Raw genomic sequence first — 14,237 nt, 5'->3', positions numbered from 1 at the left:
CAGAAGAAAGGAAGGTAACCCCCATGAAGAAGTACGAGTGCGGTCCTTGCGGCTATATTTACGACGAGGCCGCCGGCGATCCCGATAACGGCATTGCCCCCGGCACCAAGTGGGAGGATCTGCCCGCTGACTGGGTGTGCCCCGTCTGCGGCGTCGGCAAGGAAGAGTTCTCCGAGGTGTGATTTCTCTGTCTGCGTAAAAAATCCCCGGCTCCGTAAGGAGCCGGGGATTTTTTGTGGGAGAGGATTCAGGCGTGGGCAGTCAGATGAAGGGCCTTCACCCGGGGCAGCCAGCTGAGCAGCAGCAATCCCAGCACATAACAGGCGATGGCCTCGCCTAGGCCCACGGTAAAGGCGTTGAGGGCGAAGGCGGGCAGGAAGGCGGTGCCCTCCGGCATGAAGAACAGGGCGATTTCCGCGCCCACGATGACGGCGTTGCAGATCACCGGCGGCAGGGGAGCCAGATACTTGTTGGGCATCCGGCGGGTCCACAGGGCTGCCAGCAGCGTGGCGGCGGTGCCGAAGATCCAGTCCATGGGAATGGGAGAGAGCAGCAGGTTGGACAAAAAGCAGCCCACCGTCAGTCCCACGATGGCTTCCGGGAAGAAGAAGGGCAGCACCGTCATGGCCTCCGCCACCCGCAGCTGCACGCCGCCGTACTGGGGGATGGGCAGCAGGGTGGTGAGGGCCGTGTACACGGCGGCGATGATGGCGGCTGTGGTCAGCTGCCGGGTGGTAAAGCGGGGTTTGGACATGAAAAAAGACCTCCTGATTTGGAGGCCTGTTGCACGCGCAGCAAAGGAAAACGCACGGTAAGGCCGCGCGCAGCCTCCATTTTTTGTTTAGAGAACGGCAAAACACTCCATTTTGCCGAACGAACGCCTCAAAAGAGACGCTTGGACAGGGTGTGGAAACCTGTCAGGAGGCATCATACCATATTGCCGGAAAAAAGAAAAGGGGGAAATGCGAAATTTTTTCGCATTTCCCCCTCTTTTTACTGCATGACTACCACGACTTTGGCCCATTCTCCGCTGCCGGAATCTGTCCAGGAGACGTCCTCCAGCTGAGCGGTCAAATCCTGGAATTGCTGTTGATCCAGATAGTAGATCCGCTGGAGCTCCGCCCCGGTGTCCGGATCCCGGACCACCTCTGATGCGTCCATCCCGTCCAGCAGCGTGCCCGCCTGATCCGGCGTCAGCGTCAGCTGAGCAAAGCATTCCACCGTATTTTCCTGGGGACTGGAGGCGCCCGTTTCACCATCGGAATTTTCCTCATCCACCCGGGCGGTGGTGATGGAGGCGGGGACATCCTGAATCAGCGTGGTCTCCTTCCGGGCGGTGTCTTCCTCCTGTTGGGGAGTGCTCTCCTGCGGTGCTGTCTGCAAGGTGGACGGAAGGGAGGCCGGAGCCTGCACGGTGTCCTCCTGGGTGGTTTCCGTCTGGCCGCTCCCCGCAGAGTCGGAGGTCGAAGCAAAGTACTGCGCCGCTCCTGCGTTGGCGGCATTGTCGTTGGATGCCGTCTGGGGCTCTGTGGAGACATCCCGCTCCTGTGGCTGGATGGTATCTTCCGTTTGGCAGGACTCCTGCGAGGCTGCCTGGGCCGCGTCCTCTGTCATCCGGCTGCTGAGGGGACCCAGCCCCACCACTGCCGCAATGGCAAGGCAGGCGGCCAGCGGCGCCAGGATCCGCACGAGGCGGAGGGGGCGGCGCTTGCTGCGGGCCTGGGGCGGGGCGCTGCGGACAGCGTCCATGACAGTTTGGGAGAATCCCTCCGGCACCTGGACATCCGCCAGGTCTTCCAAAGCGTCCCGCACGGCAAAGGCGTCCGCCACATAGGCCCGGCAGTTTTCACACTCCGCCAGATGGCGGCGGACCTGATTGGCCTCCGCCTCCGGCAGTTCTCCGTCGATAAAGGCGTCCAGCAGGGCTGAGAGCTTTTCACAAGGTTCCATGGTCAGCCCTCCTTTCCTGTTTTTTTGGACGCAGCGAACGCGGAAAAGTTCCCGGTAGCGAGTAAAAAATTCCGCAGCTGTCTGCGCCCCCGGCTGATCCGGGACTTCACGGTGCCCAGATCCAACTTCAGAATCCCGGCGATCTCGTCGTAGCTGAGCTGGTGGATCTCCCGCAGGATCAGCACCTGCCGGTGCTCCGGAGAGAGGGAGGCCAGTCCTGCTTCGATCTGGCGGCGCAGATCCTCCCGCTCCGCGGCCTCCTGAGGGCCTGGTGCGCTGTCCGGCACACTGGGGCCGGATTCCTCATCGTCCAGGGACGGCCCCGCCGCCTGGCGGTGGCGGCCCTCCCGGCGCAGCAGATCCACACAGGAATTGCTGGCGAGCCGGTAAAGCCAGGTGGAGAAGCTGGCGTCTCCCCGGAAGCAAGGAAGCCCCTGCCAGGCGGCCAGGAAGGCCTCCTGGGCGGCTTCCGCGGCGTCCTCGGGATTGCCGCACATCCGCAGCGCCAGTGCATAGATCCGCTTTTCATACAGGTGTACCAGCTGTTCAAACGCCTCCTGGTCACCCTGTTGGGCCTGGGCGATCCATTGTTGTTCTTGTGTATGGTTCATCCTGCAACCCTCATTTGCGGGCCTCGCCCGCTGTCACGTCAGGTCCCGCTGGATGCCCCGGGTCACCCGGTAGACGTCCTCCAGCGTGTTCATGTGCACGATTTGTTCCTTGTAGTAACCGGAGTGGGGCACCCCCTTGAGATACCAGCAGTAGTGCCGCCGTGCCTCCAGCACCGCCACCCGCTCGCCCTTGTACCGGGCCGCAAGCTCAAACTGGCGCACCGCTGTCTCACACCGCTCCGCCAGGGGAGGCAGAGGCGGAACCTCCGTCCCCTCCAGCACCGCCTTGGCCTGCTGGAACAGCCACGGATTTCCAAAGCACCCCCGGCCGATCATAGCCATATCCGCCTTGGTGTGCTGCAGGATGCGGGCGGCGTCCTGGGGCTCCCAGATGTCGCCGTTGGCGATCACCGGGACATGCACCGCCTCTTTCACCGCCCGGATGCAGTTCCAGTCGGCCTTGCCGCTGTACACCTGGGCCCGGGTGCGGCCGTGGACGGCCACGGCGGAGATCCCCGCCTGCTCCAGGGTTTGGGCGAACTCCACGCAGTTGCAGCTGCCCATGTCCCAGCCCCGGCGGAACTTGGCGGTCACCGGCACGGACACGGCTTTCACCACGGCCTCCACGATGCGTCCGGCTTTCTCCGGATCCTTCATCAGGGCGGCGCCGTCGCCGTTGTTGACGATTTTTCCCATGGGGCAGCCCATATTGAGGTCAATGATATCGGCCCCCGTGTGTTCCAGGGCAATTTGGGCGGCTTCCGCCATGCAGACGGGGTCGCTGCCGAAGATCTGCACCGCCGCCGGATGCTCCCCGGGGAACTGGGTCAGCAGGGAGAAGGTCTTCTTGTCGTGGTAGCACAGGGCCTTGGAGGAGATCAGCTCCGTGATGGTATAGCCCGCCCCCAGCTCTGCGCAGATCTGGCGGAAAGCGGCGTCTGTGACACCGGCCATAGGGGCCAGCGCCAGGCGGGAGGGAATGTCCACGGTTCCGATCTTCATGGGTAAAAACTCCTTCTCTGGGACTTCAAAATGTTCATCCATCATACCATATGGGACGAAAAAAGTCCACCTTGGGGGGTGGAGGGCGGAAAACTTTTCTCCCCGCCGGGAAATTGGAGCCCTTTGCTTTTCCCGACGGGTTTCTTCCGGCAGCGGCGCTAAAATGGGAGAAACTACCAAAGAAGCCGCCTTGTGCGGCCATGTAGGAGGGACATGCTTTGCGGCAAGGACACATCATATTGGGGCGGGAACAGCAGGGACGGCTGCTGCGGCTGGGCGTGCGCTTTTTCCTGGCAGCGGCGCTGACTGCCTCCCAGACGCCGGGGGGCTACGCTCCTTTCGCCCTGGGCTTTGCCAGCGCGTCCGGGGGAGGGGCCGAAGGGGCCGCCGCCCTGGCGGGGACGGTGCTGGGAGCGGCGGTATTCATGGATTTTTACAGCGCCCTGCCCTTTCTGGCAGCGGTGGTTCTGGTGTTCACCACCGCCTGCGCTTTCCGCGACAGCTGGCTGATGGAGCGGCGCAGCTTCCTGCCTCTGACGGGGACAGGCCTCTTTCTGGCGGTGGCGGGGATCTATGTGGCCCAGTCCCTCTCGCCGCTGCGGGATGCGCCGTTGTGCGCCGCCGCTGCGGTGCTGGTGGGGCTTTCCGCCTGGTTTTACGGTCCGCTTTTTCAGGAGCGGCCGGAGCCGGACAGCCTGCTGTTCCTGGTGGGCTCGCTGCTGCTGGCGCTGGCGGACGTGGAGATCCTGACGGTCTCCGTGGGCCGGAGCCTGCTGGGGTTGCTGCTGGTGTATACCGCCTATGAGCGGGGCCTTCCGGCAGGTGCGGCAGCAGGCCTGGGCGCAGGGCTTGCGGCGGACTTTTGCAGCGGCAGCGGTACCGTACTCTATGCGGCGGCCTGGGGCCTGGGCGGCCTTCTGGCCGGAAGCCGGAGCGGTGGGCGTCGGATTGGGGCTTCTGCCGTCTTCTGGTGCGCGTCGCTGCTGGCGTCGCTGCCGGTGTCCGGCGAACTGCGCGCACCGCTTCTGGCGGAGGCCGGACTGGGGGCGGTGCTGTTTTTGCTGCTGCCCGGCAGGCTCTTCGGCGGCAAGCGGGTCAAGCGGGCGGAACCCTTAGAGGCCCCGGCAGGGCTGGAACGGCTCAAAGCCCAGCTCACCGGCGCCGCCGGGGCCCTGCGGGATCTGTATGAGAGCATGAACCGCCTTCCGGCTCCCGCTACGGAGGAAAACCCGGCCATCGTCTTTGACCGGGCGGCGGAGAAGGTGTGCCGGGGCTGTGCATTGTGCGAGCTTTGCTGGCAGCGGGAGTACAGCGGCACCTTCAATGCCCTCAACGACGCCACGCCCTATCTTCTGGAACGGGGCCGGGCCCTGGCCAAAGATTTCCCCGGCTACTTTTCCAGCCGCTGCATCCATATGCCGGATTTCCTCACCGCCGTCAACGGCGAGCTCTCCGCCTACCTCCTGCGCCGCCAGTACCGGAGGCAGCTGGAGGAGACCCGCCGCAGCGCCCGGGGCCAGTACGCCCAGCTCAGTGAACTGCTGACGGCCACCGCCGCCGGGCTGGGAGAGACCAGTCCCGTCTCCGGGGAGGGAAACACCTACCGCATCGGCGCTGCCCTGCGGCCCAAGGACGGGGAGACTGCCTGCGGCGACACGGTGACGGCCTTCCGCACGGAGAGCGGCCTTTTGTGTCTGCTGCTGGCGGACGGCATGGGAAGCGGTGAGGCCGCCCGGAAGGAGTCGGCCCTCACCTGCCGGCTGCTGCGCCAGTTCCTGGAGGCGGGGATCGCTCCCGAAGCGGCCTTGAAGACGCTCAACTCCGCCATGGCATTGCGGGGGGCGGATACCGGCAGCTTCACCACCATTGACCTGGTCACCTGCCGTCCGGAGACGGGGGAGGCAGCGGTGTACAAATTCGGTGCGGCTCCCAGCTACCTGAAAAAGTCCGGAACCGTCCGCCGCATCACCGGCGGCACACTGCCTGCAGGGCTCCGGGGGGCACCTGCGGCGCCGGATGTCACCAACCTCACCCTGGAGCCGGGGAGCTTTCTGGTGATGATCAGCGACGGTGTGGCGGATCCCGCCCGGGACGAGTGGCTTCAGGATCTGCTGGCAGGCTGGTCGGGAGACGATCCCCAGACGTTGGCCAATTTCCTCCTCAGTGAGAGCCGGCACCGGGAGACCCTGGACGACGACTGCGGAATCCAGATTTTATATCTGCCGGAGACGCCGGCAAAAAAGGTGTAAGCACGGTATAAAGTTTCCCCGGCTGAGACAAAATGGAAGTATCAAGCGCAAATGGCAGGAGGAAACGGATATGGTGAAAGGAATTTCCAGACGTGTAGTCGTCATTGACTCTCCGGATCAGCGGTATTTTGAGCAGGCCATCTTTCTGGTGCGCAACGACGCCGCCGGACAGGGCGTCACCGCCCAGGAGCTGGTGGAGGAGGCCCGCCGGGTGGCCCGCAATTACGCCGGCGGAGACCACGGGCGTCTGACCCGGGCCTGGCGGGAGCTGTCTCCGGCGGTCTATACCCTCATGGGGGCTGCGGGCATCGGCCTGGTATGGCTGACCGTGTGGCTGGTGTAAGGTTGAAAACAGCAAAAAAGGAGGCTGCCGCAGGCAGCCTCCTCTTTTGTTCGGTTATTGTTCCACAACCCCGTCAGGGTGATCCCGGAAGTAGGCCCGGGTGGTCTCTGCGTCAGCGGCGATCTGGATGCGCAGGGCATCCATGGAGTCAAAGCGCATCTCATCCCGCAGTTTGTGGAAAAACTCCAGGCGCACCGTGGTGCCGTACAGATCCCCCTGGAAGTCCAGCAGGCAGGCCTCCACGGTCACGTCGGTGCCGTTGTTGACCGTGGGGCGGGTGCCCACGTTGGTGACGGCGGCGTACTGCCCGCCGTCCGGCAAGGTCACCCGGGTGACATAGACGCCGTGGCTGGGGACCAGCACATGGGGCGGGATCTCCAGGTTGGCGGTGGGGAACAGCCGGGAAGAGCCGATGCCCCGCCCGTGGCGGACAGGGCCCGTCATCACATGGGGGTGGCCCAGAAAGCGGTTGGCCCGGTCGATCTGGCCCAGCTCCACCAGCCGCCGGATATAGGTGGAGCTCACCTCAATGCCCGCCACCTCCACCTTGGGGATGATATCGCAGCCAAGGCCCAGCTCCCCGCAGGCGGCAACCAGCCGCTCCGGGGAGCCCTCGTTTTTGTGGCCGAAGTGGTGGTCGTGGCCGGCCACCAGATGGACGGCGTGATAGCGCTCCATCAGGATGTCCGTTAAGTATTGATGCCAGGGGGTAGTCATCATCTCCTGGTCAAAGGGGACCATGATGACCTCGTCGATGCCGTAAAGCCGCCGTATCAGCTCCCGGCGGTCTGCCGGAGAGTTGATGAGGGGGCAGGGAATGCCGCTGACCACCTCCTTGGGGGGGCGGTCAAAGGTAAATACTGCGGAAGTACAGCCCCGGCGGGCGGCCTCCTGGGCAGTCCGGCGCAAAAGCGCGCCGTGACCCAGATGGACGCCGTCGAAAAAGCCCAGGGCAATGACACGTTCTTTCATGGGAAGATCCGTCCTTACGCTCCAAAAAAATTCTTGAGAGAGGTCAGGGTGCCGTCCCTGGCCTGGGACAGGCAGAGAAACTGCCGGTCCTGACTGTAAATGCGGTAGGTGCCGTCGGGGGTGCCCGGCATGGTGATGGGATTGCCGCAGCGGACCCGCTTTTCCATCTTGTCGGATTTGAGCAGCAAAATGGGATGATCAGAAAAGAGGCTGTCTGTGGACAGCAGCAGCGCCTCGCCTTGGGACTGGACATCCTCCAGCGTCACCGCCTGGTCTGCTGTAAAGCCCGCTGCCATGGTGCGGCGGAGGCTGAACATAGTGCCGCCGCAGCCCAGGGCCTGCCCGATATCGTGGCAGAGGGTGCGGATGTAGGTGCCCTTGGAGCACAGGCAGCGAAGGAGGTAATCCGTCTCATTCACCTGCTCCAAAAGCTCCAGTTCATAGATGGTGATGGACCGGGGCTTGCGGGCCACCTCCTGGCCCTTGCGGGCCAGCTCATAGAGCTTGTGCCCCCCCACCTTGATGGCGGAGTACATAGGCGGGATCTGCTGCTGGAGGCCCCGGAACCGCTCCAGGATTGCCGCTACCTGATCCCCTGTCACCTGTACCGGCCGGGTCTCCAGCACATGGCCGGAGGTATCCTGGGTGTCGGTGATCTGGCCCAGACGGAGCCCTGCTACGTATTCCTTCCGGGCGTTCTCGGCAAATTCCACGCCCCGGGTGGCTTGTCCCACAAAGACCGGCAGTACGCCGGTGGCCATGGGATCCAGGGTCCCCCCGTGGCCCACCCGCTTTTCATGCAGGATGCCCCGGATCTTGGCGCATACGTCCATGCTGGTCCAGTCCTGGGGCTTGTCGATGATGATGATGCCGTTGGGCATTGCGGATTCCTCCGTTTTCTAGGGTAGATGGAGCAGCTCAGGTCGCGGAGAAGTCCGGTGCTACCTGGGCTACAGCCTCCAGGATCCTGCGCTTGGCATCCTCCAGGGGCGCCTCCACCGTGCAGCCGGCGGCAGCGGCGTGTCCGCCGCCGCCCAGCAGGGCGGCAGCAGCCGTGGCATTGACCCGGCTGCCGGTGCGCAGAGACATCTTCCAAACGTCCGGCCGCAGCTCCCGCAGGGTGATGGCGCAGTCCACACCCTGGATCTGGGGGCCCAGGGCGCTGAGATCCTCAGCATCGGTCTCGGAGGCCTCCAGCCGCTCCATCAGGGAGATGGGCACGGTGAGAAGGGCTACCCGGCCGCCGTCATAAAACTCACAGCCGCTGAGCATGGCGGCCTCCAGCTGCATGCGCTTGCGGCTCTTGGTGCGGAAAAACACCTTGTTGACGGTCTGATAGTCGATGCCGGTGCGCATCAGCGCTGCCGCCACCGCGTGGGTCTGAGGGGTGACGTTGCCGTAGGCAAAGCAGCCTGTGTCGGTGGATACCGCCACGTAAAGAGGCAGGGCGATCTCCGCCGTAATGGGGCCCAGGTGTGCCAGAATGTCGTACATCAGCTCGCCGCAGGCCGCCGCCTCCGGCCGGACGATGTTGGCCTTGCCGAAATGTTCAAAGGAGGGATGGTGGTCGATGGCCAGATCCACCCGCTCCAGGTAGGGCTTGGCGTTCTCCGGAAACAGGGAGGGGGTGGCAATGTCCGTGGAGACCACCCGGTCCGGGGTAAAGTCCTCCGGCGCCGCATAGGGCAGGAAATAGGGGGCGGAGGTGTCCGTGAGCTCGGGATTGGGCAGCAGATACGCTGTCTTCCCCAGGGCACGGAGTCCCGCGCACAAGGCTGCGGCGCAGCCCACGGTGTCTCCGTCGGGGCGCACGTGGGTGAGGATCAGCACATTGTCAAAGGTCCGCAGCAGGGCGGCAGTCTCGGATACCGTCAGCATGGCTCACTCCTCCGTTTCCGGTGCGGAGCCCCGGGCCTCGTCAGCCTGTTCCACTTTGCGCAGTACCTCCAAAATATGGGCGCCGTGGGCAATGGAGTCATCGGCGATGAACTGCAGCTCCGGGGTATAGCGCAGCTGCAGCGCCCGGCCCAGCTCCCGGCGCAAAAAACCTGCGGCGGACTTGAGGCCCTTGAGCACATCCTTTTCCTGGGCCTTGTCCAATACGGAGATATAGACCCGGGCATAGCGCAGGTCGCCGGTGGTGTCCACCCGGGTAATGGAGACCATACCCACTTGGGAGACCCGGGGGTCTTTCAGACGGCGCAGCTGGTCGCTGAGCTCCCGCTGGATTTCCTCGTTGATACGGCCGATACGGTTACTAGGCATAGAAATGACCTCCTTCCAGAGGAAAAAGAAATGAAAGAAATGTTACATCCGGGAGCGGGCCCGGATAAAAATATCTGGGCGGGCGAATCCGCCCGCCCAGGTCGCTGGAGTTCTTCATAAAAGGGAAGGGATGGTACTCCCTTATCTGGGGATCTCCTCCATAGTGAAGGCCTCGATGATGTCGCCTTCCTTGATGTCGTTGAACTTCTCCACGGTGAGGCCGCACTCGTAGTTCTCGGCCACTTCCTTAGCGTCGTCCTTGAAGCGCTTCAGGGAGGCCAGGGCGCCCTCGTGGATCACGATGCCGTCCCGCACCACCCGCACGGAGCAGTTGCGCACGATCTTGCCGTCCTGGACATAGCAGCCGGCCACGGTGCCCACGCTGGAGACCTTGTAGGTCTGGCGGACTTCCGCGTGGCCCAGAACCACTTCCCGGAACTTGGGTGCCAGCATGCCCTTCATGGCGGCGGTGATCTCATCGATGCAGTCGTAGATGACCCGGTACATCCGCATATCCACGTTCTGACGGATGGCGCCGTCCCGGGCGGCGGCGTCCGGACGGACGTTGAAGCCCACGATGATGGCGTTGGAGGAGGCGGCCAGCATGACGTCGGATTCGTTGATGGCGCCCACGCCGCCGTGGATAACCCGGACGTTGACCTCGTCGTTGGAGAGCTTCTCCAAGGAGGCCTTCACCGCCTCCACGCTGCCCTGGACGTCGGCCTTGACGATGAGGGCCAGCTCCTTGCGCTCGCCGGCCTGGATCTGGTCGAAGAGATTCTCCAAAGAGACCTTCTGTACCGGCGCGGCGGCCTTGGCACGGGCCTCGGCCTTGCGCTGTTCCACCAGTTCCCGGGCCATACGCTCGTCGGCCACGGCGAAGAAGGGACTGCCGGCCTCGGGAGCCTCGGAAAGACCCGCAATCTCCACGGGGACGGAGGGGCCGGCCTGGGTGAGGCGGGCGCCCTTGTAGTCGGTCATGGTGCGCACGCGGCCCACGGCGGTGCCGGCGATGATGATGTCGCCCTGCTTGAGGGTGCCGTTCTGCACCAAGAGGGTAGCCACGGGGCCCCGGCCCTTGTCCAGCCGGGCCTCGATGACGGTGCCCTGGCCGGCCCGGTTGGGGTTGGCCTTGAGCTCCTCCATCTCGGCGGTGAGGGTCACCATCTCCAGGAGGTTGTCGATGCCGATATTCTTCTTGGCGGAGACCTTGCAGCAGATGGTCTCGCCGCCCCACTCCTCCGGCACCAGGCCGTATTCCGTCAGCTGCTGCATGACGCGGTCGGGGTTGGCCTCGGGCTTATCGATCTTGTTGATGGCCACGATGATGGGGATATTGGCGGCCTTGGCGTGGTTGATGGACTCCACGGTCTGGGGCATGATGCCATCGTCGGCAGCCACCATCAAAATGGCGATATCGGTGATCATGGCACCCCGGGCACGCATGGAGGTAAAGGCCTCATGGCCGGGAGTATCCAGGAAGGTGATGGGCTTGCCCTTCACCTGCACCTGATAGGCGCCGATGTGCTGGGTGATGCCGCCAGCCTCGCCGGCAGCCACGGAGGTATTGCGGATGGTGTCCAGCAGGGAGGTCTTGCCGTGATCCACGTGGCCCATGACCACCACCACGGGGGCGCGGGGAACCAGATCCTCCGGCTTATCCTCGTGGTCGTCGATGAGCTTTTCCTCGATGGTGACAGTGACCTCTTTTTCCACCTTGCAGCCCATCTCCTCGGCGATGATGGCTGCGGTGTCGAAGTCGATGAGCTGGCTCAAGGAGGCCATGACGCCGTTTTTCATCAGGCACTTGACCACCTCGGCGCCGGTCTTCTTCATGCGGCTGGCCAGTTCGCCCACGCTGATCTCGTCGGGAATCATGACCTTCACGGGAGCCTTCTTGGCAATCTCCAGCTGCAGGCGGCGCATCTTCTCCTGCTCGTCCTGGCGGCGCTTGTTGGACATGGGCATGCCCCGGCGCTGGCTGTTGGAGCGGATCTTCTCCTTGCCGCCCCGCTGCTGGCGCTGCATCCGGTCGGCCCGCTCGCCGCCCAGAGTCTCCAGACGCTCATCGTACTTGGCAAGGTTCACGTCGCCGCCCTTGCGGGTATCCACGATCTTCTTCTGAGGCACCCGGGTGGTGGGGTGAGACACCACCGGCTGGGGCTTGGACTGCTGGGGATTCTTCTGCTGCGGAGCCGCCTGCTGCTGCGGGGCCTGCTTGGCCGCCTGCTGCTGGGCGGGCTGCTGGGGAGCTGCCGGCTTCTGCGCCGGAGCCGCAGGGGCCTCCTTGGCCTTCTCCTGATAGGTGTCGGCAAAGATCACCTGGATGCCGGAGACCTGATTGTGCTGGGTCAGATAATCGAAGATCACGGACAGCTCATGGTCCGTCAGCACCTGCATGTGGTTCTTGGGGGCCGCCACATACTTGGTGAGGATCTCCGTAATGGTCTTGGTGGGCAGGCCGAAGTCCTTGGCCACCTCATGCACTCTGTATTTCTCAATACCCAATCAAAACACCTCGTTACGCTCCAACCCGAGGGCTGGGGAATTTTTTCAAGCATTTGCCGGAGGAATCTCTCCATCCGGATTTCAGCCCTCCCGTTTGCGGAAGGAGCCCTTGCCCTTTTTCACCGGGCGGCTGTGGGCATAGGGGGCGGTTCTCCCTGAGGAGCGTCCGCCGCCCGGGGAATGGCTGTTGGAAAAGCAATCCCGGGAACGGTGTCCCTGGGAAGCGGTGCGCTCAGCGTAGGGCTTGCGTGGGCCCCGTTCTTCGCCGGAGCCGTAGGCGCTCCGCTCTTTGTCATAGGGGCGCTTGCCGTAAGGCGGTTTGCCCTGCTGGGAGCGAAAATCCCGGCCGCCTTCCCTGCGGGGCGGCTGTCCGCTCCCTTCGCTGGGCTTGCGGCCGCGGCCTGCCTCCCGGCTCTCCGGCCTTTTCCGGGGCGGGGGAGCGGCCTTTTTGGGAGCTTTCTCCCGTGCCCGGGGAGCGGCCCGGCGCTCGGCGGCCCGCTGCTGCTTGAGGTGCAGCTTTTGGGCGATCTCGCCGTACTGGGCCGGGTCCTGCTGGGCCAGCCGGTCCGCCGCAGCGGCGGCCAGGCCCACATCTGTCAGGGCGGCCAGGGCCACGGAGGTGCGGCCCAGGGCGTGGCCCAGCTCCGCCTTGGTGGCGGGAAGGGTCAGGTACAGGCACTGGCCCACCCGGGCGAAAGAGGCGCACCGGCGGGCGATGGTGTCTCCGGCATCGGAGGCCAGGAGCAGCAGCCGGGCATCCCGGGCCTGGACTACTGTCTCCACGGGTTCCTCACCCATGACCAGCCGGCCGCCCCGCAGGGCCAGGCCCAGCAGGGACAAAACAGCGTCAATCTCCATGGGCACCTCCCAGCTCTGCCTCCATGGCGTCGTACACCTCCGGCGGGATGGTCACCTCGAAGGCCCGCTCCAGAGCCCGGGTTTTCCGGGCCTTGCGCAGGCACTCCACATTATGGCAGACGTAGGCGCCCCGGCCGGGCTTCTTCCCGCCGAAGTCCAGGGAGACCTGCCCCTCGGGAGAGCGCACCACCCGCAAGAGGGATTTCTTATCCTTCATTTCCCGGCAGCCCACACACTGCCGCTGGGGGATCTTTTTTACTTTCGGCATCCGTCAGGCCGCCTTTCTATGGAAATTATTCTTCGGTGCTCTCCGCAGCCTCAGCGGGGGCTTCCTCCTGAGCGGGGGCCTCCTCCTGGGAAGCAGCGGGCTCCTCTTCCTGATAGCTCTCAGGCTTGATATCGATCTTGTAGCCGGTAAGGCGGGCGGCCAGGCGGGCGTTCTGGCCCTCCTTGCCGATAGCCAGGGACAGCTGATCGTCAGGCACTAGCACACGGCAGGCCTTGCCCTCCTCCGCCATGCGCACATCCACCACGTCGGCGGGAGCCAGGGCGGCGGCGATAAAGGTGGCGGGATCCTCGCTGTACTTGATGATGTCGATCTTCTCGCCCCGCAGTTCTTCCACGATGGCAGCTACCCGCTGGCCCTTGGGGCCCACGCAGGCGCCGATGGGATCCACGTTCTCATCGTTGGACCACACAGCCATTTTGGTGCGGCTGCCGGCTTCCCGGGCGATGGAGCGGACCTCCACGGTGCCGTCGTAGATCTCAGGGACTTCCAGCTCGAACAGGCGCTTGACCAGGCCCGGATGGGTCCGGGAGATGAGGATCTGGGGACCCCGGGTGGACCGGCGGACTTCCACCACATAGACCTTGATGTGGCTGCCCTCGGTGAGCTCCTCGCCGGGAACCTGTTCACCGGAGAGCAGCAGGGCTTCGGTGGACTCGCTGCCGGTGCCGATGCGCAGGGAGACGTTGCCCGTGCGGGGATCGATGCGGGTCACCACGCCGGTGAGGATCTCATGCTGCTTGGAGTTGAACTCGTCGTACACCATGCCCCGCTCGGCCTCCCGCAGGCCCTGGATGATGACCTGCTTGCCGTTTCCGGCAGCGATGCGGCCAAACTCCACGGTGTCCACGGGGATGTTGACGATGTCGCCCACGTTGTACTTGGCGGAGAGGTGCTTGGCCTCCTCCACGGTCATCTCGTTGGCGGGATCCACGTAGTCCTCTTCCTCCACCACGTTCTTCTGTACGTACATGCGCAGATCCTTGTGGGCCTCGTCCACGTCCACGATGACGTTTTCCACACCCTCATGGTCCCGCTTGTAGGCGGTGGTCAGAGCCTGGATGATCTTATCCATCATGAAGCTCTGGGGAATGCCCCGCTCCTGCTCCAGCAGGGCCAGGGCGGCAAAGATCTCTGCGGGGTTGAAGCCCACGGGCTCCTTTTGCTTTTTGCCTTTCATGGTAATGCTCCTT

General features: G+C 64.3%; 15 protein-coding genes. 3 read left to right on the top strand and 12 right to left on the bottom strand.

Annotated elements, in window-relative coordinates:
* Positions 1-23 precede the first annotated feature (23 nt).
* Complete coding sequence (gene rd, locus ACT67G_RS04185; protein ID WP_325246455.1) at positions 24-182, top strand: rubredoxin; 159 nt, start codon at positions 24-26, stop codon at positions 180-182.
* Positions 183-247: 65 nt separating this feature from the next.
* On the opposite strand, the gene ACT67G_RS04180 is transcribed toward rd, so the two are convergent.
* The 4 genes from ACT67G_RS04180 to dusB all read right to left on the bottom strand — a co-directional run bounded on the left by ACT67G_RS04180 (position 248) and on the right by dusB (position 3,563).
* A complete protein-coding gene (locus tag ACT67G_RS04180; RefSeq protein ID WP_325246456.1) occupies positions 248-754 on the bottom strand; it encodes a QueT transporter family protein in 507 nt (168 codons plus the stop codon).
* 239 nt (positions 755-993) lie between these two features.
* Complete coding sequence (locus tag ACT67G_RS04175; RefSeq protein WP_443663095.1) at positions 994-1,950, bottom strand: zf-HC2 domain-containing protein; 957 nt, start codon at positions 1,948-1,950, stop codon at positions 994-996.
* A 2-nt stretch (positions 1,951-1,952) separates the two neighbouring features.
* Positions 1,953-2,561, bottom strand: a complete 609-nt coding sequence (locus ACT67G_RS04170) for an RNA polymerase sigma factor (RefSeq protein WP_325246459.1) — start codon at positions 2,559-2,561, stop codon at positions 1,953-1,955.
* A 33-nt stretch (positions 2,562-2,594) separates the two neighbouring features.
* Positions 2,595-3,563 (bottom strand): tRNA dihydrouridine synthase DusB, encoded by a 969-nt coding sequence (gene dusB, locus ACT67G_RS04165; RefSeq protein ID WP_325246461.1) that lies wholly within the window; start codon positions 3,561-3,563, stop codon positions 2,595-2,597.
* Positions 3,564-3,781: 218 nt separating this feature from the next.
* Between dusB and ACT67G_RS04160 the strand changes: the two genes are divergently transcribed.
* Both ACT67G_RS04160 and ACT67G_RS04155 read left to right on the top strand, forming a co-directional pair.
* A complete protein-coding gene (locus ACT67G_RS04160; protein WP_443663094.1) occupies positions 3,782-5,812 on the top strand; it encodes a SpoIIE family protein phosphatase in 2,031 nt (676 codons plus the stop codon).
* Between the two features lie 70 nt (positions 5,813-5,882).
* Complete coding sequence (locus tag ACT67G_RS04155) at positions 5,883-6,155, top strand: hypothetical protein (RefSeq protein ID WP_325246465.1); 273 nt, start codon at positions 5,883-5,885, stop codon at positions 6,153-6,155.
* Between the two features lie 54 nt (positions 6,156-6,209).
* Here ACT67G_RS04155 and ribF read toward each other — a convergent pair whose 3' ends face one another.
* From ribF to nusA, 8 genes are all read right to left on the bottom strand, one after another.
* Entirely contained in the window at positions 6,210-7,127 is a 918-nt protein-coding gene (gene ribF, locus ACT67G_RS04150; protein WP_443663093.1) for a riboflavin biosynthesis protein RibF, read from the bottom strand.
* A 14-nt stretch (positions 7,128-7,141) separates the two neighbouring features.
* Positions 7,142-8,008, bottom strand: a complete 867-nt coding sequence (gene truB / locus ACT67G_RS04145; RefSeq protein ID WP_443663092.1) for a tRNA pseudouridine(55) synthase TruB — start codon at positions 8,006-8,008, stop codon at positions 7,142-7,144.
* A 37-nt stretch (positions 8,009-8,045) separates the two neighbouring features.
* Positions 8,046-9,005 carry a DHH family phosphoesterase gene (locus ACT67G_RS04140; RefSeq protein ID WP_443663091.1) on the bottom strand — a complete coding sequence of 320 codons (960 nt, stop codon included), beginning with the start codon at positions 9,003-9,005 and terminating at the stop codon, positions 8,046-8,048.
* A 3-nt stretch (positions 9,006-9,008) separates the two neighbouring features.
* Positions 9,009-9,392, bottom strand: coding sequence for a 30S ribosome-binding factor RbfA (gene rbfA / locus ACT67G_RS04135; RefSeq protein WP_443663090.1), 384 nt, complete (start codon positions 9,390-9,392; stop codon positions 9,009-9,011).
* A gap of 141 nt (positions 9,393-9,533) precedes the next feature.
* On the bottom strand, positions 9,534-11,900 hold the full coding sequence (gene infB, locus ACT67G_RS04130) for a translation initiation factor IF-2 (RefSeq protein WP_325246475.1): 2,367 nt from the start codon (positions 11,898-11,900) through the stop codon (positions 9,534-9,536).
* A gap of 81 nt (positions 11,901-11,981) precedes the next feature.
* Positions 11,982-12,758, bottom strand: a complete 777-nt coding sequence (locus ACT67G_RS04125) for a L7Ae/L30e/S12e/Gadd45 family ribosomal protein (protein ID WP_443663089.1) — start codon at positions 12,756-12,758, stop codon at positions 11,982-11,984.
* A complete protein-coding gene (gene rnpM / locus ACT67G_RS04120) occupies positions 12,748-13,026 on the bottom strand; it encodes an RNase P modulator RnpM (RefSeq protein WP_325246479.1) in 279 nt (92 codons plus the stop codon). The genes ACT67G_RS04125 and rnpM overlap by 11 nt, the downstream gene beginning before the upstream one ends.
* Positions 13,027-13,051: 25 nt before the next feature.
* Entirely contained in the window at positions 13,052-14,224 is a 1,173-nt protein-coding gene (gene nusA, locus ACT67G_RS04115; RefSeq protein WP_326216624.1) for a transcription termination factor NusA, read from the bottom strand.
* Between the last annotated feature and the right edge of the window lie 13 nt (positions 14,225-14,237).

Origin of the sequence: Dysosmobacter sp. (assembly GCF_052306735.1) — a bacterium.
In the GTDB taxonomy this organism is placed as follows: domain Bacteria; phylum Bacillota; class Clostridia; order Oscillospirales; family Oscillospiraceae; genus Oscillibacter.
Note: the sequence above shows the minus strand (reverse complement) of the source record. Positions and strands in the feature narration are given on the sequence as shown.